This window comes from Streptomyces sp. NPDC044044 (assembly GCF_056434405.1).
The window spans coordinates 1-18,088 of the sequence record NZ_JBWKFG010000003.1 but is presented as its reverse complement, the minus strand read 5'-3'; the positions used below and the strand labels follow the sequence as shown (position 1 = coordinate 18,088).

Genomic DNA, 18,088 nt, shown 5'->3' with positions numbered 1-18,088 from the left:
GAGTACGCAGACCCCGATACAAGGAGCCACAGGACATGGCCGACTCCAGTTTCGACATCGTCTCGAAGGTCGAGCGGCAGGAGGTCGACAACGCCCTCAACCAGGCCGCCAAGGAGATCTCGCAGCGCTACGACTTCAAGGGCACGGGTGCATCGATCGCCTGGTCCGGCGAGAAGATCCTGATGGAGGCGAACGGCGAGGAGCGGGTCAAGGCGATCCTCGACATCTTCCAGTCCAAGCTGATCAAGCGCGGCATCTCGCTCAAGTCGCTGGACGCGGGCGAGCCGCAGCTTTCCGGCAAGGAGTACAAGATCTTCGCCACGATCGAAGAGGGCATCTCGCAGGAGAACGCGAAGAAGGTCGCCAAGATCATCCGCGATGAGGGCCCCAAGGGCGTCAAGGCGCAGGTCCAGGGCGACGAGCTGCGGGTCAGCTCGAAGAGCCGCGACGACCTGCAGGCCGTGCAGGCGCTGATCAAGGGGCAGGACTTCGATTTCGACGTGCAGTTCGCGAACTACCGGTAGTCGCCAGTAAGTACTGGTGACTTCTCGTCGCACGAAGCCGAAGGGCGGGCACCCGGATCCGGGTGCCCGCCCTTGCTGCTGGCCGCAGATCGGGGGATTGCCGCCGCGAGGCGCGCGTGTGGCCTCAGCGGCGCGAGTGGCCGAAGAAGATGCGGTAGACGACGAGCAGGGCGAGTGAGCCGCCGATCGCCGCCACCCAGGTCGGGCCGTCGTAGAAGTCGTTGGCTATCGGGCGGTCGAGATAGCGCGCGGAGTACCAGCCGCCGATGAAGGCGCCTGCGATGCCGATGACGGTCGTGCCGATGAAGCCGCCCGGGTCGCGGCCCGGCAGCAGGACCTTGGCCACGGCACCGGCGAGCAGCCCCAGAACGATCCAGCTGATGATGCCCATGCGGTGTACCTGCCCCTCGTTGTGCTGTCCCCCTTGAAGACGTCACAGGGGCGGGGCGCGGTTGCGGTGATCGGCTCGGTGCGGTGTATGACACACGCTTACCGGGCCGCACCGCGGCCCGGCCGGCGCGCTAGCGCTGCGCGAACGGCTGGTCCGTGCGCACGATTTCGCGGCCGAGCGGCATCAACGACACCGGGATCAGCTTGAAGTTGGCGACGCCCAGCGGGATGCCGATGATCGTGACGCACAGGAGGAAGCCGGTGACGATGTGGCCGAGCGCAAGCCACCAGCCCGCCAGGACCAGCCACAGGACGTTGCCGACGCAGGACGGCGCGCCCGCGTCGCGGCGCTCAACTGTCGTGTAGCCGAAGGGCCACAGGGCATAGCGGCCGATCCGGAAGCTGGCGAGGCCGAACGGGATGCCGATGATCGTGATGCACAGGATCAGCCCCGCGACGAGATAGCCAAGGAACATCCAGAAGCCGCACAGGACGAGCCAAATGACGTTGAGGATTGTCTTCACTGGTGGCGACCTGCCATCTGCTCGAGCCGGGCGATGCGCTCCGCCATCGGCGGGTGCGTGGAGAACATCTTGGACATGCCCTGCCCCGGACGGAAAGGGTTCGCAATCATCATGTGACTTGCCGTCTCGAGGCGAGGCTCGGGCGGCAGCGGAAGCTGCTTGGTGCCCGCGTCGAGCTTACGCAGGGCGCTCGCGAGGGCCAGTGGGTCCCCCGTCAGCTGCGCGCCGGACGCGTCGGCCTCGTACTCCCTGGAGCGGCTGATCGCGAGTTGGATGACGGAGGCGGCCAGCGGTCCCAGGAGCATGATCAGGAGCATGCCGAAGATGCCGGGGCCTTCGTTGTCGTTCGACCTGCCGATCGGGATCAGCCAGGCGAAGTTGACCAGGAACATGATCACCGAGGCGAGTGCGCCGGCGACCGACGAGATCAGGATGTCGCGGTTGTAGACGTGGCTGAGCTCGTGGCCGATGACGCCGCGCAGCTCGCGCTCGTCCAGGAGGCGCAGGATGCCGTCGGTGCAGCACACCGCCGCGTTGCGCGGATTGCGGCCCGTCGCGAACGCGTTCGGTGCCTCGGTGGGTGAGATGTAGAGGCGGGGCATGGGCTGGCGGGCCTGGGTCGAGAGCTCGCGGACCATGCGGTACAGCTCGGGTGCCTCGAATTCGCTCACCGGGCGCGCGCGCATGGCGCGCAGGGCGAGCTTGTCGCTGTTCCAGTACGCGTACGCGTTGGTGCCGAGCGCCACGAAGAGCGCGACGATCAGGCCTGTACGTCCGAAGAAACTGCCGATGACGAGGATGAGAGCGGACAGTCCCCCGAGGAGTACGGCGGTCTTCAGCCCGTTGTGCCGGCGGTGCACGGTACGCCCTCCTGTGGTGCGTGGGGGAACCCTCTGTCTACTGGTGCTTCCACTCTTCAGTGGACCCTCCCGTACTGGTCAACGCCAGGCGGGGAGCACTAGTTCCCTTGTGCGCACAGGAGCGATGTGGGCCGCTCGGGTGATGCCCGAGCGGCCCTGTGGAGAAGGGGAACCCGTCAGAAGAGGCCGGTGTCGGAGAACCTCAGGACGAGCTGCGGCGCTCCGGAGAGCGCGATGCCGAGGACCGCGGTCAGGGCGATGGCCGCCGTCAGGGGCGCGGGGACGCGGTGCTTGACCGGCTCGCCCTCGGGGGCGCGGAACAGCAGCGCGGTCCACTGGAGGTAGTAGAAGAGGGCGATCACCACGTTCACGGCCATCACCACGGTGAGCCAGCCCAGGCCCGCGTCGACGGCCGCCGAGAAGACGGTGACCTTCGCGAACAGGCCGATGATGCCCGGCGGCAGGCCCGCCAGGCAGAGCAGGAAGAAGCCGAGCACCAGGGCCGCGAGGGGGCTCCTCGCGTACAGGCCGCGGTAGTCGCTGACGCGGTTCAGGCGCTGGGTGCGGCCGACGAGCGCGGCGACGGCGAAGGCTCCGAGGTTCACGGCCGCGTACATCAGGGCGTACGCGACGGTGGAGCCGATGGCCTTTTCGGCCTCGGCGGGGTTGTCGGCGTATCCGGCGGCGGCGATCGGCACCAGGAGGTATCCCGCCTGACCGACCGAGGACCAGGCGAGCAGCCGGACCGCGCTGTACGCGCGCGTGGACTGCTGGCGCAGCGCCGCCACATTGCCCGCGGTCATGGTGAGGGCGGCGAGCACGGCCAGTGCGGGGCCCCACACGTCCGCGTACGAGGGGAAGGCGACGACGGTGACAAGGATCAGGCCGGTGAAGCCGACCGCCTTGCCGACCACGGAGAGGTAGGCCGCCACCGGCAACGGGGCGCCTACGTAGGTGTCGGGCACCCAGAAGTGGAAGGGCACGGCGGCCACCTTGAAGGCGAAGCCGACGAGGGTGAGGGCGACGCCGGTCTGGGCGAGCGTGTCCAGCTGTCCGTCGACGTGCCGGAGCTCTTCGGCGATCTCCGTGAGGTGCAGCGTGCCGGTCGCGGCGTACACGAAGCTGACGCCCATCAGCGTCACGGCGGTCGCGGTGACGGAGGAGAGGAAGAACTTCAGGGCCGCTTCGGAGGAGCGCTTGTCGCCGTGCCGCAGGCCCACGAGCGCGAAGGCGGGCAGCGAGGCGACTTCGAGGGCGACGATCAGGGTCGCCAGGTCACGCGATGCGGGCAGCAGCGCGGCACCCGCGGCGGAGGAGAGCAGCAGGAACCAGAACTCCCCTTCGGGGAGTTCCTTCTCCGTGCCGTTCGCGTCCTTGAGCGCGCTCATCGAGAGCAGCGCGGCCAGCAGGGCGCCGCCGAGGACGAGCAGTTGGATGACGAGCGTGAAGCGGTCGGCGGTGTAGCTGCAGGCGTCCGCGCCACCGGTCAGGCAGAACGTCGAGCGGTCGTCGTTCAGGATCGGCAGCAGGGAGAGCGCGGCGACGGCGAGGCCCGCCACGGAGATCCAGCCGAGCAGCGCCTTCTTCTTGTCGCCCACGAAGAGGTCGGCGACGAGCACGAGGAGACCGACGACGGCCGCGATGGTGGGCGGAGCGATCGCGAGCCAGTCGACGGACTGGACGACGCCGGCGGCGCCTTCGGCGGCCACGGTCACGACTTGCCTCCTGAGAGGAGCTGCTGCACGGCCGGGTCGGTGAGGCCGAGCAGAGCGGCGGGCCAGAGTCCGGCGAGGACGGTGAGGACGACGAGCGGGGTCCAGGCGGCGAACTCATAGCCCTGGACGTCGGCGAGCGCCGGGGAATCGGTCGTGGCGGCCCCCTGGGGCATCGGGCCCATGCAGACGCGGCGTACGACGATGAGCATGTACGCGGCGGTGAGCAGGGTGCCGAAGGCGGCGATCGCCATGAAGGTGAGGAAGGCGGGGCGGCTGAGGTCGTCGGCGGGCTTGAACGCGCCGAACAGGGCGAGCATTTCGCCCCAGAACCCGGCAAGGCCCGGCAGACCGAGCGAGGCGACGGCGCCGAAGGCGAGGAGGCCGCCAAGGCGCGGGGCCTTGCCGTAGAGCGCGGCGCCCGATTCCTGCGCGAGGGTGTCGAGGTCGCTGGTGCCGGTGCGGTCCTTGAGCGCGCCGACGAGGAAGAACAGCAGGCCGGTGATGAGGCCGTGCGCGATGTTGGCGAACAGCGCGCCGTTCACGCCGGTCGGGCTCATCGTCGAGATGCCGAGCAGGACGAAGCCCATGTGGCCCACGGACGAGTACGCGATGAGGCGCTTGAGGTCGCCCTTCGCGCCCTGCTTGGCGAGGGCGAGGCAGGCGAGCGAGCCGTAGATGATCCCGACGACCGCGAAGGCCGCGAGGTACGGCGCGAACTCCCGCATCCCGTCCGGCGCGACCGGCAGCAGGATCCGGACGAAGCCGTACGTGCCCATCTTCAGCATCACACCGGCCAGCAGGACCGAGCCGACGGTGGGCGCGGCGGTGTGCGCGTCCGGCAGCCAGCTGTGCAGCGGCCACATCGGCGTCTTGACCGCGAGCCCGATCCCGATCGCCAGAACGGCGATGACCTGCACGGATGTGGTCAGGCCCCGGCCGTTGTCAGTGGCGAGTGCCACCATGTCGAATGTGCCGGACTTGAGGCCGATGAGGAGGAGACCGAGCAGCATCACGACGGAGCCGAGCAGCGTGTAGAGGATGAACTTCCAAGCCGCTTGCGTGCGTTGGGCGCCGCCCCAGCGGGCGATGAGGAAGTACATCGGGATGAGGACCATCTCGAACGCCAGGAAGAACAGCAGCAGATCGAGGACGGCGAAGGTCGCGAGGGTGCCGGACTCGAGCACGAGGATCAGTGCCACAAATGCCTTGGGAGACGGGCCCGTCGCCCGCGGCGTCAGCCGCTCATGTTGCAGCTTGAAGTAGGAGTACAGCGCGCAGAGGAAGGTCAGCAGCGCGGTCAGGACCAGGAGGGGGAGCGAGATGCCGTCGATGCCGAGGTGGATGCGCACGTCGAGTGCGGGGATCCAGCTGATATCGGTCGTGGCTTGCATCTTTGACGGGTGGTCATGGTCGAAGCCGAGCGCGAGGGTGATCGCCGCGATGAGGATCACGCCGGTCACGACCACGCCGTGGCGCAGCACCGCCTGGTCGGGCGACTTCCCCTTCAGTCCGGGCGGGGCCGGGAGCAGGGCGGCCACGGCACCGATGAGCGGGCCGACCACGATCAACGCCAGAAGAAGCTGCATCACGGATTCACTGATATCGATCACGGCTGCTCACGCTCCGACGGTGGCGACGAGGACGGCGGCGACAGCCAGGACGACGGTGCCTGCGAGCAGCGCGCTCAGGTAGGTCTGCACATTGCCGGTCTGCGCGCGGCGGACGGCCGCGCCGAGCCAGCGGGGTGCGGTGCCCGCGCCGCGTACGTACGTGTCGACGACCTCGCGGTCGAGGAACCGGACGAGGCGCGCGGCGGCCTGGACGGGGCGCACGAACAGCGCGGCGTAGAGGGCGTCGAGGTGGAAGCCGACTGCGGCGTGCCGGTGCAGCGGGCCGAGCAGGAGGCGGCCGGGGTCGGCCGGGTCGTGGGCGGCGGCCACGTCCCCGTAGGCGGGTTCGTGCGAGGCGATGGCCTCTGCCTCGACCAGGCCCCCGTCGGCTCCCGAGTCGACGGCGACCGCGCCCATCGGGTGGCGGACGGCGAGCGCGGTGGTGTGCCGCCACGCTCCGTACGTGACGAGCCCGCCGACGAGGGCGAGTCCCGTGCCGAGGACGGAGGTGGTGAGGGTCGGGGTGAGCGAGTGGCCGTCGAACCAGTCCGGCAGGACGCCGACGGTGAGGCCGAAGGCGAGTGAGGGCACGGCGAGCACCCAGAGCACGGCGGTCATCGTGACGGGCTGGCGGCCGTGGTCGGGGGCCGCGGGGCCCTGGCCGTTGAAGGCGAGGAGCCACAGGCGCGTCGCGTAGGCCGCGGTGAGGAGGGCGGTGACGAGACCGGCGACGAGGACGATCCAGCCCGCCGCGGTGGGGGCGGTCTCGGAGTGTCCGGTGGCCGCGTGCTCGGCGGCGCCCAGGACGGCTTCCTTGGAGAAGAAGCCGCTGAAGGGCGGGATCGCGGCGAGCGCGAGGAGCGCCACGGTCATCGTCCAGAAGGCGTCGGGGACCCGGTCGCGCAGGCCCTTCATGCGGGACATCGCGGCGAGGGAGTTGGTGCCGGCGGCGTGGATGATCACGCCCGCGCCGAGGAAGAGGAGCGCCTTGAAGGCGCCGTGCGAGAGGAGGTGGAAGACGGCGGCACCGCGGTCGCCGACGGCGAGGGCGCCGGTGAGATAGCCGAGCTGGCCGATCGTCGAGTAGGCGAGGACGCGTTTGATGTCGTCCTGGGCGAGCGCGGCCAGGGCCGATCCCGCCATCGTGACGGCGGCCATGACGGCGAGGACGACCAGGGCTGCCGACGAGGCGGCGAAGACCGGGAGGAGCCGGGCCACGAAGTAGACACCGGCGGCGACCATCGTCGCGGCGTGGATGAGCGCGGAGACGGGGGTCGGGCCCGCCATCGCGTCGGGCAGCCAGGTGTGCAGCGGGAACTGCGCGGACTTGCCCGCCACACCGGCCAGGAGCAGCAGGGCGATCAGCGTCGGGTGGTCGAGGCCGCCGTCGGCGACCTTCGCGAGGATCGTCGTGATGCGGAACGACCCGGCGTCGACGGCGAGCGCGAACAGGCCGATCAGGAAGGGGACGTCGCCGAGCTTGGTGACCAGGAAGGCCTTGAGGGAGGCGGCGCGGGCTTCGGGCGTCTCCCAGTAGTGGCCGACGAGGAAGTACGAGCAGATGCCCATGATCTCCCAGCCGACCAGGAGCACCATCAGGTCGCCGGAGTAGACGACGAGCAGCATCGCGGAGGTGAAGAGGGAGACGAGAGCGGCGTACGAGGGGTAGCGCGGGTCGTCGCGCAGGTAGCCCGTCGAGTAGATCTGCACGCAGGAGGCGACGACGCCGACCAGGACGGCGACCAGGGCGGCGAAGCCGTCGATGTGCAGGGCGAGTTCGATGGGGACCGAGCCGGTCGGGGTGAGCTCGGTGGCGGAGTCGATGTCGGCGCCGCCGCCGTGGCGGGCCGCGACCAGGACGGCGATGACCAGCGCCACCAGGGTGGGCAGCACCGCGAGGGGGCGTACGAGACCGGGGACGGTGCGGCCGAGCAGCAGGCCTGCGACCGCGCCGAGGAACGGCAGGAGGGGGACGAGTACGGCGAGGGTGGTCGTGGTCACGCGGTGGCCTCAGCCTTCTGCGTCTTCTGTGTCTTCTGCGTCTTCTGTGCTGAGGCGGGGTCTTCGTCGCCGGGCTCGTCGGCTGTGGCGCCCTCGGTGTCGTCGTCGGGGTCGTCGGGGCCCTCGGCGGTGTCGCGGAGTTCGTCGACGGCGGAGGAGCCGCGGTTGCGGTAGACCGCCAGGACGATCGCGAGGCCGATGCCGATCTCCGCCGCGGCGATGGCGATGGTGAAGAGGGTCAGGGCCTGGCCGGAGTGGAGGGCGTCGCGGAGCCAGACGTCGAAGGCGACCAGGTTGAGGTTGACGGCGTTGAGCATCAGCTCGACGGACATCAGGACCAGGATCGCGTTGCGGCGTGCGAGGACTCCGTACAGGCCTACGCAGAAGAGGAGGACGGCCAGGACGGCGGGATAGGCGAGGTGCATCAGCGCTGCTCCTTGTCGCTGGGGGCACCGGTCGTGGGGCTGTCGCCGGGGGCGCCGTTCAGGCGGGTCATGCGGGCGTTCCTGCGGGAGAGGACGATCGCGCCGACCAGAGCGGCGAGGAGCAGGACCGAGAGGGCCTCGAAGGGCAGCACCCAGTGCTGGAAGAGGAACTTTCCGGTCACGGCGGTGGAGCCCTGGGCCTCGTCGGCGGCGCGGTCGAGGTCGATCCAGGTCGTCCGGAAGGCGTCGACGACGACCCAGACCAGGGCGGCCGCCGCGAGGACGGCCACCGCGAGCGCGACCGGGCGGTTGCCCGAATCGGCGTCCGGGGAGCGGCCGATGGGGGCCCGCGTCAGCATCAGACCGAAGAGGAGGAGGACGACGACGGAGCCGACGTAGATGAGGACCTGTACCCAGGCGATGAACTCGGCGGTGAGCAGGAGGTACTCGACGGCCAGGCCGCCGAGCGTCGCCACCAGCCACAGGGCGGCGTGCACCAGCTGCTTGGTGGTGACGGTGACGATCGCCGAGCCGAGGGTGACGAGGCCGACCAGGAGGAAGGCGATCTCCACTCCCGTCGGGGAGAGGAAGCCCTGGGGGGCGTTGGCCGCCAGAGGGGCCAGAGGGGCGGTCGCTGTTGCTGCGAGGGCGAGGGTCACGCGTCTCCCTCCGGTCCGGTCGGCGTGTCCGATGTGGACGCCGCTTCCTGAGCCGCGGCCAGCTTCTCCGCCGTCTTGCGGGCGGTGACGATCTCCTTGGGGTCCTCGGCCGCGGGGTCCAGGGCCGGCGGGGCCGGGACCGTCCACATCCAGTCGCGGAGCTTGTCGCGCTCGTGGGTGAGTTCGTGGATGTCGGTCTCGGCGTACTCGAACTCCGGGGACCAGAACAGTGCGTCGAAGGGGCAGACCTCGATGCAGATGCCGCAGTACATGCAGAGGGAGAAGTCGATGGCGAAGCGGTCGAGGACGTTGCGGCTGCGCTCGCGGCCGCCCTCGACGGCCGGCGGGACCGTCTCCTTGTGGGAGTCGATGTAGATGCACCAGTCCGGGCACTCACGGGCGCAGAGCATGCAGACCGTGCAGTTCTCCTCGAAGAGCCCGATGACGCCCCGGGTGCGGGGCGGGAGTTCGGGCTGGTGCTCCGGGTACTGCTCGGTGACGGTCTTCTTCGTCATCGTGCGGAGGGTGACGGCGAGGCCCTTGGCCAGGCCGCTGCCAGGGATCGGAGGCATTTAGTTGATCGCCACCTTCACGATTCCGGTGAGCGCGATCTGCGCGAGGGCGAGCGGGACGAGGAGGGTCCAGGAGAGCTTCTGGAGCTGGTCCTCGCGGAGACGGGGGTAGCTGACGCGCAACCAGATCACGAGGAAGGCGAGCACGCCCGTCTTGAGGAGGGTCCAGACCCAGCCGAGGCCGTCGGCGCCCCAGGGGCCGTGCCAGCCGCCGAGGAAGAGGACGGTGGTGAGGCCGCAGAGGACGACGATTCCGGCGTACTCGGCGAGGAGGAAGAGGGCGAAGCGCAGGCCCGTGTACTCGGTGTACGCACCGAAGATGATCTCCGAGTCGGCGACCGGCATGTCGAAGGGCGGGCGCTGGAGTTCGGCGAGGCCCGCGACGAAGAAGACGAGGGCGCCGACGATCTGCCAGGGCAGCCACCACCACTCGAAGGCGTTGAGGATGCCGGGCAGCGACACCGTCCCCGCCGCCATCGCGACCGAGGCCGCGGCGAGCAGCATCGGGAGTTCGTACGCGAGGAGCTGGGCGGCGGTGCGCAGGCCGCCGAGGAGGGAGAACTTGTTGGCGCTCGCCCAGCCCGCCATGAGCGAGCCGAGTGCGCCGACGCCCATGACCGCGAGCACGAAGAAGATGCCGGCGTCGACGAGTTGGCCGACGGCGCCTTCGCTCGGGCCGATGGGGATGGCCACCAGGACGAGGAGGTAGGGCAGCAGGGCGACGGCGGGGGCGAGCTGGAAGATGCGGCGGTCGGCGTCTGCCGGTACGACGTCTTCCTTCTGCGCGAACTTGACTCCGTCGGCGACGAGCTGGGCCCAGCCGTGGAAACCGCCCGCGTACATGGGGCCGAGGCGGCCCTGCATGTGGGCCATCACCTTGTGCTCGGTCTGGCCGATGACCAGGGGCAGGACGAGGAAGACGGCGAAGACGATGAGGAGACGCAGGGCGACGTCGAGCACGTCGGTCACTCCGTGCCTCCTGGCCGGTCGTTGTCTTCGGGGTGGTCGTTGGCTGCGGGGCCGTTGTCTTCAGGGCCGTCGGGGCCGTTGCCTTCGGCGGTGTCGGCGGGCTTCTTGGTGTCCTCGAACGCCGGGCGGGCCTGGTGCCACGGGGCGTCGGAACTGGCCGCGGGCTTCTCGGGCTTCGCCTGAGGTGCCGAAGCGGCCTCTGGCTCAGGCTTCGGTTCGGGCTTCGGTTCGGGCTTCGACTCAGGCTCCGGTTCGGGCTTCGGCGGTGTCTCCGCCGCCGTTCGCTGGGATGCCGAGCCCTGGCTCACGCTGCGCGCCCGGCGCGGAGTCGGCGCCTCGGGCTGCGCACCCTCGGCCTGACCTTCGGCGGCCTGACCCGCGGCGGCCGGACCCGCTGCCGCCTGGCTCGCCGAGCCCTCGCCCGCCGTGCGTGCCCTGCGGACCGGGCGGTCGCCTGCCGCGCGGGCGGCGCCGCGGGCCGGGCGGGCCGGGGCCGCGGGGAGTTGGCCCTTCAGGGGGCCCCATTCGTTCGGGTCGGGTACGCCGGGAGGCAGCATCTGGCGGCGCTTGGGACCGCCGTGCTCCGACTCCCCCGGCTCCTTCGCACCGGGCCACGCCTTCGCGACCCGCGCCGCCAGGACGAAGTCCTTGCGCAGGGGATGGCCTTCGAAGGTGTCCGGCAGAAGCAGCGGCACCAGGTGCGGGTGGCCTTCGAAAGCGACGCCGAACATCTCGTGCGTCTCGCGCTCGTGCCACGCCGCGCCCGCGTAGACGTCGACCGCGGTCGGCAGGACCGGGGCCTCGTGCGGGACGGTCGTACGGATGAGGAGGCGGCGTACCGGAGAGAGGGCGACGACGTGCGCCGAGACGAGAAAGCCCGTGCCCGGTTCGTCGACGGCGCTCAGCCAGTCGAAATAGGTGCAGGTCAGGGTCGTACGCGCGGTTTCGAGCGCCGCGATCCACGAGCTCGGCGGGACGTCGACCGTCAGGAGGTCGTACGACTCGTCCGCCGTGGCCTCCGCGCCGAAGAGCTCCTCGACGGGGCTCGGCAGCCAGCCGGTCATGCCTTCCCCTCCTCTGTCGCGGATGCCACGGACCCGGGCGTCGCCGTCGGCGGCTTCACGAGTCCGCTCTGCAGAGCCGCCGCCGAAGGCCGATTGCCGTTGCCGCCGCCGTTGCCGGCGCCCTTGCCGTACCGCTCCGCAAGCGACTCCCGAGCGATCTTCTCCTGGAGCTTGAGGATGCCCTGGAGCAGCGCTTCGGGACGGGGCGGGCAGCCGGGCACGTACACATCGACCGGAATGATCTGGTCGACGCCCTTGGTCACCGCGTACGAATCCCAGTACGGACCGCCGCAGTTGGAGCAGGCGCCGAAGGAGATGACGTACTTGGGCTCGGGCATCTGCTCGTACAGGCGCTTCACGGCCGGGGCCATCTTGTCCGTGACCGTGCCCGACACCACCATCAGGTCGGCCTGGCGCGGGCCCGGCGCGAACGGGATCACGCCGAGCCGGATGAAGTCGTGCCGGGCCATGGAGGCGGCGATGAACTCGATGGCGCAACAGGCGAGGCCGAAGTTGAAGACCCACAGCGAGTACCGGCGGCCCCAGTTGAGGACCACCTTCATCGGCTCGGGGGCCAGGCGCGAGAGCACGCCCAGCTTCTGCGGCTCGGGCGTGGGCAGCAGGGTCGGCTCGGGCAGGAGCACGGGCTCCGGGGTCACGTCCATGTGAGGACGCCCTTCTTGTATGCGTACAGCAGGCCCACGGTCAGGAAGCCGAGGAAGATGAACATCTCCACCAGCGTCGTCGCACCGTAGCCGGGCGCGGCGAATACCGTCGCCCAGGGGAAGAGGAAGATCGAGTCGACGGCGAAGATGACATAGAGGAACGCGTAGACGTAGTAGCGGACCTGGGTGTGGGCCCAGCCGTCGCCGACCGGGTCGACGCCGCACTCGTACGTCAGGAGCTTCTCGGGTGTCGGCACGACGGGCCGCAGCAGCCGCCCCGCGCCGAAGGCGACAGCGACGAACAGCACGCCGACGACGGCGAGCAGTCCGACGACGGAGTACGACTGGTAGTAGCTCGCCGCGACGTTCGTCACGTGCACGTCAGCCCCTCACTCCCTGACCGCCTCTGACACTCATCACTGTTCGACGATCTGTACGCACGGGAGTCTAGGGCCTGCTAAAGACGAGGTAAGCAGAGCGTCACGCATCGGCAAGGACTGATCGGCCGTGATGCGGCACCGCGAGTGCATCGGCGGCCCACCGTGCGGTGGACCGGGGGCGCTCCACGGGTGCACCGCGGGCGCACCGCGGGCGCACCGCGGGCGCACCGCACGGTGGGGTTATCCCCCGGGAGTCCGGGCGGTCCTCCTCATGGCATCGCGGCGACAAGCCGTGCACTCTGGCGCGTATGACCGCAAGCACCATGTCCTCGTCCCCGTCCCCGTCCTCGTCCACGTCCACGCCACCGCCCGCGCGCTTCGCGGCGTACGACCGGCAGACCTGGAAGGAGATCGCGCATCTCCTCGCCAACCTGCCGCTGGGCGTGGCCGGTTTCGTCTACGTGGTCGTGACGCTCGCGGCGGGCGGCGGTCTCGCCGTGACGGTCGTCGGCCTGCCGCTGCTCGCGGTCGCACTCCTCGGTGCGCGGCTGATCGGCAGGTCGGAGCGGGCACGGGCGCGGAAGCTGCTCGGGCTGCGGATCGACGAGCCGAGTCCGATGCCCAAGCAGCGGGGGCACGGCTTCTTCAACTGGCTGTGGACGAGCCTGAAGGACCCGGTCGGCTGGCGCACGATGCTGTACTCGTTCATGCGGCTGCCCTGGGGCGTGGTGACGTTCACCGTCAGCATGGTCGGGCTCTTCGTGCTGTGGCCGGTGCTCCCTTACATCGTGCGCGGACTGACCAACGCCGATCGCGCGATGGTGCGCGGACTTCTCTCGCCCTCCGACGAACTGGAGCGGCGCATCGTCGAGTTGGAGTCGGACCGCGGAGTCGTCGTCGACACGGCCGCGGCCGACCTGCGCCGCATCGAGCGCGACCTGCACGACGGCGCGCAGGCCCGCCTGGTGGCGCTCGCCATGGGGCTCGGTCTGGCCAAGGAGAAGCTCCTGGAGGGGCAGGCCGACGACACGGTGGCGGCGATGGTCGACGAGGCGCACGGCGAGGTGAAGCTGGCTCTCCAGGAGCTGCGCGACCTCGCCCGCGGTATCCACCCCGCGGTCCTGACCGACCGCGGCCTGGACGCGGCGCTGTCCTCGCTCGCCGCCCGGTGCACGGTCCCGGTGAAGGTGACGGCCGATCTGCCGTCGCGCCCGGCCGCGGCGATCGAGGGCAGCGCGTACTTCACGGTCTCCGAGCTCCTGCAGAACGTCAGCAAGCACAGCGGGGCGCGTGCGGCGTCCGTGGACGTGTGGCGCGCCGATCAGCGCCTCCTCATCCAGGTGTGGGACGACGGCCGGGGCGGCGCGAGTCTGGACGGGGGCACGGGCATGGCCGGGCTCGCGGACCGGCTCGGCGCGGTCGACGGCCTGTTCGTGATCGACTCCCCTGAGGGCGGGCCCACGACGATCACGGCGGAACTGCCGTGGCGGGACCGGGGCGACGCTGCCCGGGGGTGACGCCCGGGATGCCCGGGATGATGTCCGGGATGCCCGGGACTATGTCCGGGGTAGGGAAAACCCCCCGTCCAAGACACCTACGCACCACATGGTCCGGATCAGCCTCGGCCAGCACTCTGGAGATACCGCGGGAACCGCAGACCGTGGACCGCGAACCGCAGAGCGCGAACCGCGAACCGCGAACCGCAGACCGAGCAGAAACGGACGACACCGATGGCCACGGAGTACGGACAGGAGTACGGACGCATGGACCGTTCGGAGTTCCGGGGATCCGACCTCGACGAGCGGCGGCCCCGCGTCCCCGCCGGGCTGCGCGCGCCGATCGAGGCCCGCGCCTGGAAGGAATTCGGCTATGTGCTCCTGAGCCTGCCGATCAGCATCGTCACGTTCACGTTCGCGGTCACGATGCTGTCGCTCGGCGTCGGCCTGCTGATCACGTTCATCGGCATCCCGGTGCTCGCCGCCGGGCTCGCCGCCTGCCGCGGCTTCGGCTCCCTTGAGCGGGTGCGGGCACGGGCGCTGCTCGACGTGGAGGTGGCGAACCCGGAGCCGCTGCGGCCCAAGGGCGGCGGCGCGATGGGGTGGATGGGCGCCGTGCTCAAGAGCGGCGTCTCCTGGCGGCACGTCCTCTACTCCGTCCTCCACATGCCGTGGGCGGTCTTCTCCTTCACCGTGTCGGTGGCCTTCTGGACGTACGGCTGGGCGATGCTCACGTACCCGCTGTGGCAGTGGCTCTTCCCGCTGTACGGCGGCCAGGACGGCATCCAGCTCTACAGCGACGACGGCCACCGCATCTACCTGGACAACCCCTTCGAGATCGGCGTCACCGCCCTCACCGGCCTGCTGATCACGCTGGCCACGCCCTGGATCATCCGGGCCCTGACCACCGTCGACCGCGTCATGGTCGTCGGTCTGCTCGGCCCGTCGAGCCTGGCGACGCGCGTCGTCGAGCTGGAGTCGGACCGTGGAGTCGTCGTCGACACGGCCGCGGCCGACCTGCGCCGCATCGAGCGCGACCTGCACGACGGCGCGCAGGCCCGCCTGGTGGCGCTCGCCATGGACCTGGGCCTCGCCAAGGAGAAGCTGACGGAGGACCCGGAGGCCGCGGCCCGCATGGTGGGCGAGGCGCACGGCGAGGTGAAGGTCGCCCTCCAGGAGCTGCGCGACCTGGCCCGCGGCATCCACCCGGCGGTCCTGACCGACCGCGGCCTGGACGCGGCGCTCTCCTCGCTCGCCGCCCGGTGCACGGTCCCGGTCCAGGTCGAGGTGGACCTGCCCGCGCGGCCCGCCGCCGCCATCGAGGGCATCGCGTACTTCACGGTCTCCGAGCTCCTGCAGAACATCAGCAAGCACGCGCGGGCGACCCGTGGCTCGGTCGACGTCTGGCAGGTCGAGGACCGGCTGATGCTCCAGGTCTCCGACGACGGGGCGGGGGGCGCGGACGTGACCAGCGGCTCCGGTCTCGCGGGGCTCGCCGAGCGGCTCGACGCGGTCGACGGGATCCTGGTCGTGAATTCGCCTGCGGGCGGGCCCACGACGGTGACGGCGGAGCTGCCCTGGCGGGCGTAGCGGCGAATCTCCTGCCGGGCCGAGCGGCGGGCATCCTGCCCGGCCCGGCGTGAGCCTCCTGCTGTCCACCCATCCGATCACCCCGCGGCACGGGGTGATCGGATGGGTTCTGCCGTGCCATCGAACGCCGTAACGCCCCTTCACGCGCGTTCTCACGCGCGATACTGAGGTGCCGGGGGACAACCAGAATCGAATATGCCGGGGGGCCGTGAACGTGGAGGACAAAGTGCGGGTCGTCATCGCCGAGGATTCAGTGCTGCTGAGGGAGGGCCTGACCCGGTTGCTGACCGACCGTGGGCACGACGTCGTCGCGGGGGTGGGTGACGCGGACGCGCTGATCAAGACGGTCAACGAACTCTCCTCGGAGGGCGCGCTGCCCGACGTGGTCGTCGCCGACGTGCGGATGCCGCCGACCCACACCGACGAGGGGGTGCGGGCCGCGGTGCACCTGCGCCACCTGTTCCCCGGGCTCGGGGTACTCGTCCTCTCGCAGTACGTCGAGGAGCAGTACGCCACCGAACTCCTCGCCGGATCCAGCCGCGGCGTCGGCTATCTCCTCAAGGACCGTGTCGCCGAGGTGCGCGAGTTCGTGGACGCGGTGGTGCGTGTCGCGCAGGGCGGCACCGCGCTCGACCCGGAGGTCGTGGCGCAGCTGCTCGGCCGCAGCCGCAAGCAGGACGTCCTCGCGGGGCTTACACCGCGCGAACGCGAGGTACTCGGTCTGATGGCCGAGGGGCGGACGAACTCCGCGGTCGCCCGGCAGTTGGTGGTGAGTGACGGCGCCGTCGAGAAGCACGTCAGCAACATCTTCCTGAAGCTGGGGCTCTCCCAGAGCGACGGGGACCACCGGCGCGTACTGGCGGTACTCACCTACCTCAACTCCTAGCAATCTGACACCCTGTCAGATATTCGTTACGACGAGAGCAAGCGCAAGCGCACGAGCAAGAAGCGCGAGCGAGCGCACGCGAACGAGCACGAGAACGAGCACGGAGAACGAGTACGGAGCACAGTCCTAGAACCAAAGGATGAGCGGGGGGCGTCTTCCATGTCGGGCCGGGGGGCGAGGCACACCATGGCAAAACGGGGCATATGCGCGTCTCAAAAGTGCGTCCGCCATGCGATCTACCCCGGGAAGGCGACCCTTACAGACGTAGGGTGGGCCTTGGGAAGGCCGGTCGCCCAGCCCTTCCCGCTCAGCCGCCCGAGGGAGGTCCAGTTCAGTGACCAGCCAGGTCAGTAGCCCAGCCGAGCAGGCCGATGGGGCAGTCGTCGGAGAGCAGCGCAAGCCTGCTGGTGAGAAGGATGTACGCCGTCTGGATCGGGTGATCATCCGTTTTGCGGGTGACTCGGGTGACGGTATGCAGCTCACCGGTGACCGGTTCACTTCGGAGACGGCGTCGTTCGGGAACGATCTGTCGACGTTGCCGAATTTCCCTGCTGAGATCCGTGCTCCTGCGGGGACTTTGCCGGGGGTGTCGTCCTTTCAGTTGCATTTCGCCGACCATGACATCCTCACGCCGGGCGATGCGCCGAATGTGCTGGTGGCGATGAATCCGGCGGCGTTGAAGGCGAACATTGCCGATGTGCCGCGTGGGGCGGAGATCATCGTCAATACGGATGAGTTCTCCAAGCGGGCGATGGCGAAGGTCGGCTATGAGGTGTCGCCGCTGGAGGATGGTTCGCTGGATGGTTACAGCGTGCATCCGGTGCCGTTGACGACGTTGACGGTGGAGGCGCTGAAGGAGTTCGATCTCTCGCGCAAGGACGCGGGGCGCAGCAAGAACATGTTTGCTTTGGGGTTGTTGTCGTGGATGTATCACCGGCCGACGGAGGGGACGGAGAAGTTCCTGCGGGCGAAGTTCGCGAAGAGGCCGGAGATCGCCGAGGCGAACATCGCGGCGTTCCATGCGGGCTGGAATTTCGGGGAGACGACGGAGGATTTCGCGGTCTCCTATGAGGTCGCGCCCGCTTCTGAGGCGTTCCCGTCGGGTACGTATCGCAATATTTCGGGGAACCTGGCGCTGTCGTACGGGTTGATCGCGGCGGGCCGGCAGGCGGATCTGCCGCTGTACTTGGGTTCGTATCCCATCACTCCGGCTTCCGACATCCTGCATGAGTTGTCGAAGCACAAGAATTTCGGGGTGCGGACGTTTCAGGCCGAGGATGAGATCGCGGGTATCGGTGCGGCGCTGGGTGCGGCGTTCGGTGGTTCGCTGGCGGTGACGACGACGTCGGGGCCGGGGGTGGCGCTGAAGTCGGAGACGATCGGGCTGGCGGTCAGCCTCGAACTGCCGTTGCTGGTGGTGGACATCCAGCGGGGCGGGCCGAGTACGGGGTTGCCGACGAAGACCGAGCAGGCGGATCTGTTGCAGGCGATGTTCGGGCGCAATGGTGAGGCGCCGGTGCCGATCGTGGCGCCGAAGACGCCGGCCGACTGTTTCGACGCGGCGATCGAGGCGGCCCGCATCGCGGTCAGCTACCGCACCCCGGTGTTCCTGCTCTCCGACGGTTATCTGGCCAATGGTTCGGAGCCCTGGCGTATCCCGGATACGGATGAACTGCCGGATCTGCGGGTGCAGTTCGCCTCGGGTACCAATCACACCGAGGACGACGGCAGTGAGGTGTTCTGGCCTTACAAGCGTGA

The 18,088-nt window shown here is 69.7% G+C and carries 18 protein-coding genes; 5 read left to right on the top strand and 13 right to left on the bottom strand.

The genetic code is table 11. The annotated features are described in order from the left end of the window. The first annotated feature begins 35 nt into the window (after nt 1-35). Nucleotides 36-524 (top strand): YajQ family cyclic di-GMP-binding protein, encoded by a 489-nt coding sequence (locus AC07AG_RS10940; protein WP_478754034.1) that lies wholly within the window; start codon nt 36-38, stop codon nt 522-524. Between the two features lie 124 nt (nt 525-648). On the opposite strand, the gene AC07AG_RS10935 is transcribed toward AC07AG_RS10940, so the two are convergent. The 13 genes from AC07AG_RS10935 to AC07AG_RS10875 all read right to left on the bottom strand — a co-directional run bounded on the left by AC07AG_RS10935 (nt 649) and on the right by AC07AG_RS10875 (nt 12,358). Continuing rightward, complete coding sequence (locus AC07AG_RS10935; RefSeq protein ID WP_249588358.1) at nt 649-915, bottom strand: GlsB/YeaQ/YmgE family stress response membrane protein; 267 nt, start codon at nt 913-915, stop codon at nt 649-651. Nucleotides 916-1,045: 130 nt separating this feature from the next. Next, nucleotides 1,046-1,438: a YccF domain-containing protein gene (locus AC07AG_RS10930; RefSeq protein ID WP_361058738.1), complete on the bottom strand. Its 393-nt coding sequence runs from the start codon at nt 1,436-1,438 to the stop codon at nt 1,046-1,048. Further along, nucleotides 1,435-2,298 (bottom strand): zinc metalloprotease HtpX, encoded by an 864-nt coding sequence (htpX, locus tag AC07AG_RS10925; RefSeq protein ID WP_249588360.1) that lies wholly within the window; start codon nt 2,296-2,298, stop codon nt 1,435-1,437. Before htpX ends, AC07AG_RS10930 begins: the two co-directional genes overlap by 4 nt. A gap of 176 nt (nt 2,299-2,474) precedes the next feature. Further along, nucleotides 2,475-4,013 carry an NADH-quinone oxidoreductase subunit N gene (locus AC07AG_RS10920; protein WP_478754032.1) on the bottom strand — a complete coding sequence of 513 codons (1,539 nt, stop codon included), beginning with the start codon at nt 4,011-4,013 and terminating at the stop codon, nt 2,475-2,477. Continuing rightward, nucleotides 4,010-5,623 (bottom strand): NADH-quinone oxidoreductase subunit M, encoded by a 1,614-nt coding sequence (locus AC07AG_RS10915; protein ID WP_478754030.1) that lies wholly within the window; start codon nt 5,621-5,623, stop codon nt 4,010-4,012. The genes AC07AG_RS10920 and AC07AG_RS10915 overlap by 4 nt, the downstream gene beginning before the upstream one ends. Nucleotides 5,624-5,629: 6 nt before the next feature. Beyond that, nucleotides 5,630-7,624, bottom strand: a complete 1,995-nt coding sequence (locus AC07AG_RS10910; RefSeq protein WP_478754029.1) for an NADH-quinone oxidoreductase subunit 5 family protein — start codon at nt 7,622-7,624, stop codon at nt 5,630-5,632. Then, on the bottom strand, nt 7,621-8,049 hold the full coding sequence (gene nuoK, locus AC07AG_RS10905) for an NADH-quinone oxidoreductase subunit NuoK (RefSeq protein WP_478754027.1): 429 nt from the start codon (nt 8,047-8,049) through the stop codon (nt 7,621-7,623). The genes AC07AG_RS10910 and nuoK overlap by 4 nt, the downstream gene beginning before the upstream one ends. Continuing rightward, nucleotides 8,049-8,708, bottom strand: a complete 660-nt coding sequence (locus AC07AG_RS10900; RefSeq protein ID WP_478754025.1) for an NADH-quinone oxidoreductase subunit J family protein — start codon at nt 8,706-8,708, stop codon at nt 8,049-8,051. The genes nuoK and AC07AG_RS10900 overlap by 1 nt, the downstream gene beginning before the upstream one ends. Next, nucleotides 8,705-9,280 carry a NuoI/complex I 23 kDa subunit family protein gene (locus AC07AG_RS10895; RefSeq protein WP_478754023.1) on the bottom strand — a complete coding sequence of 192 codons (576 nt, stop codon included), beginning with the start codon at nt 9,278-9,280 and terminating at the stop codon, nt 8,705-8,707. Before AC07AG_RS10895 ends, AC07AG_RS10900 begins: the two co-directional genes overlap by 4 nt. After that, on the bottom strand, nt 9,281-10,249 hold the full coding sequence (locus AC07AG_RS10890; RefSeq protein ID WP_478754021.1) for a complex I subunit 1/NuoH family protein: 969 nt from the start codon (nt 10,247-10,249) through the stop codon (nt 9,281-9,283). It abuts the gene before it with no gap. Beyond that, nucleotides 10,246-11,313 carry an NADH-quinone oxidoreductase subunit C gene (locus AC07AG_RS10885; RefSeq protein WP_478754019.1) on the bottom strand — a complete coding sequence of 356 codons (1,068 nt, stop codon included), beginning with the start codon at nt 11,311-11,313 and terminating at the stop codon, nt 10,246-10,248. Before AC07AG_RS10885 ends, AC07AG_RS10890 begins: the two co-directional genes overlap by 4 nt. Further along, nucleotides 11,310-11,978, bottom strand: a complete 669-nt coding sequence (locus AC07AG_RS10880) for an NADH-quinone oxidoreductase subunit B (protein ID WP_478754017.1) — start codon at nt 11,976-11,978, stop codon at nt 11,310-11,312. Before AC07AG_RS10880 ends, AC07AG_RS10885 begins: the two co-directional genes overlap by 4 nt. Next, nucleotides 11,969-12,358: an NADH-quinone oxidoreductase subunit A gene (locus tag AC07AG_RS10875; RefSeq protein ID WP_361182433.1), complete on the bottom strand. Its 390-nt coding sequence runs from the start codon at nt 12,356-12,358 to the stop codon at nt 11,969-11,971. Before AC07AG_RS10875 ends, AC07AG_RS10880 begins: the two co-directional genes overlap by 10 nt. A gap of 308 nt (nt 12,359-12,666) precedes the next feature. Between AC07AG_RS10875 and AC07AG_RS10870 the strand changes: the two genes are divergently transcribed. The 4 genes from AC07AG_RS10870 to AC07AG_RS10855 all read left to right on the top strand — a co-directional run. Continuing rightward, entirely contained in the window at nt 12,667-13,875 is a 1,209-nt protein-coding gene (locus AC07AG_RS10870; RefSeq protein WP_478754015.1) for a sensor histidine kinase, read from the top strand. A 213-nt stretch (nt 13,876-14,088) separates the two neighbouring features. Next, nucleotides 14,089-15,444: a sensor histidine kinase gene (locus tag AC07AG_RS10865; protein WP_478754013.1), complete on the top strand. Its 1,356-nt coding sequence runs from the start codon at nt 14,089-14,091 to the stop codon at nt 15,442-15,444. Between the two features lie 226 nt (nt 15,445-15,670). Beyond that, complete coding sequence (locus AC07AG_RS10860; protein WP_478755495.1) at nt 15,671-16,330, top strand: LuxR C-terminal-related transcriptional regulator; 660 nt, start codon at nt 15,671-15,673, stop codon at nt 16,328-16,330. Between the two features lie 334 nt (nt 16,331-16,664). Then, the coding region (locus tag AC07AG_RS10855) for a 2-oxoacid:acceptor oxidoreductase family protein (protein WP_478754011.1) at nt 16,665-18,088 on the top strand (1,424 nt) is incomplete at its 3' end.

Coding starts and splice junctions, on each gene's coding strand:
- AC07AG_RS10865 (WP_478754013.1), top strand. CDS start 14,089: ATGGCCACGGAGTACGGACAGGAGTACGGACGCATGGACCGTTCGGAG.
- AC07AG_RS10940 (WP_478754034.1), top strand. CDS start 36: ATGGCCGACTCCAGTTTCGACATCGTCTCGAAGGTCGAGCGGCAGGAG.
- nuoK (WP_478754027.1), bottom strand. CDS start 8,049: ATGCACCTCGCCTATCCCGCCGTCCTGGCCGTCCTCCTCTTCTGCGTA.
- AC07AG_RS10895 (WP_478754023.1), bottom strand. CDS start 9,280: ATGCCTCCGATCCCTGGCAGCGGCCTGGCCAAGGGCCTCGCCGTCACC.
- AC07AG_RS10870 (WP_478754015.1), top strand. CDS start 12,667: ATGACCGCAAGCACCATGTCCTCGTCCCCGTCCCCGTCCTCGTCCACG.
- AC07AG_RS10880 (WP_478754017.1), bottom strand. CDS start 11,978: ATGGACGTGACCCCGGAGCCCGTGCTCCTGCCCGAGCCGACCCTGCTG.
- AC07AG_RS10935 (WP_249588358.1), bottom strand. CDS start 915: ATGGGCATCATCAGCTGGATCGTTCTGGGGCTGCTCGCCGGTGCCGTG.
- AC07AG_RS10885 (WP_478754019.1), bottom strand. CDS start 11,313: ATGACCGGCTGGCTGCCGAGCCCCGTCGAGGAGCTCTTCGGCGCGGAG.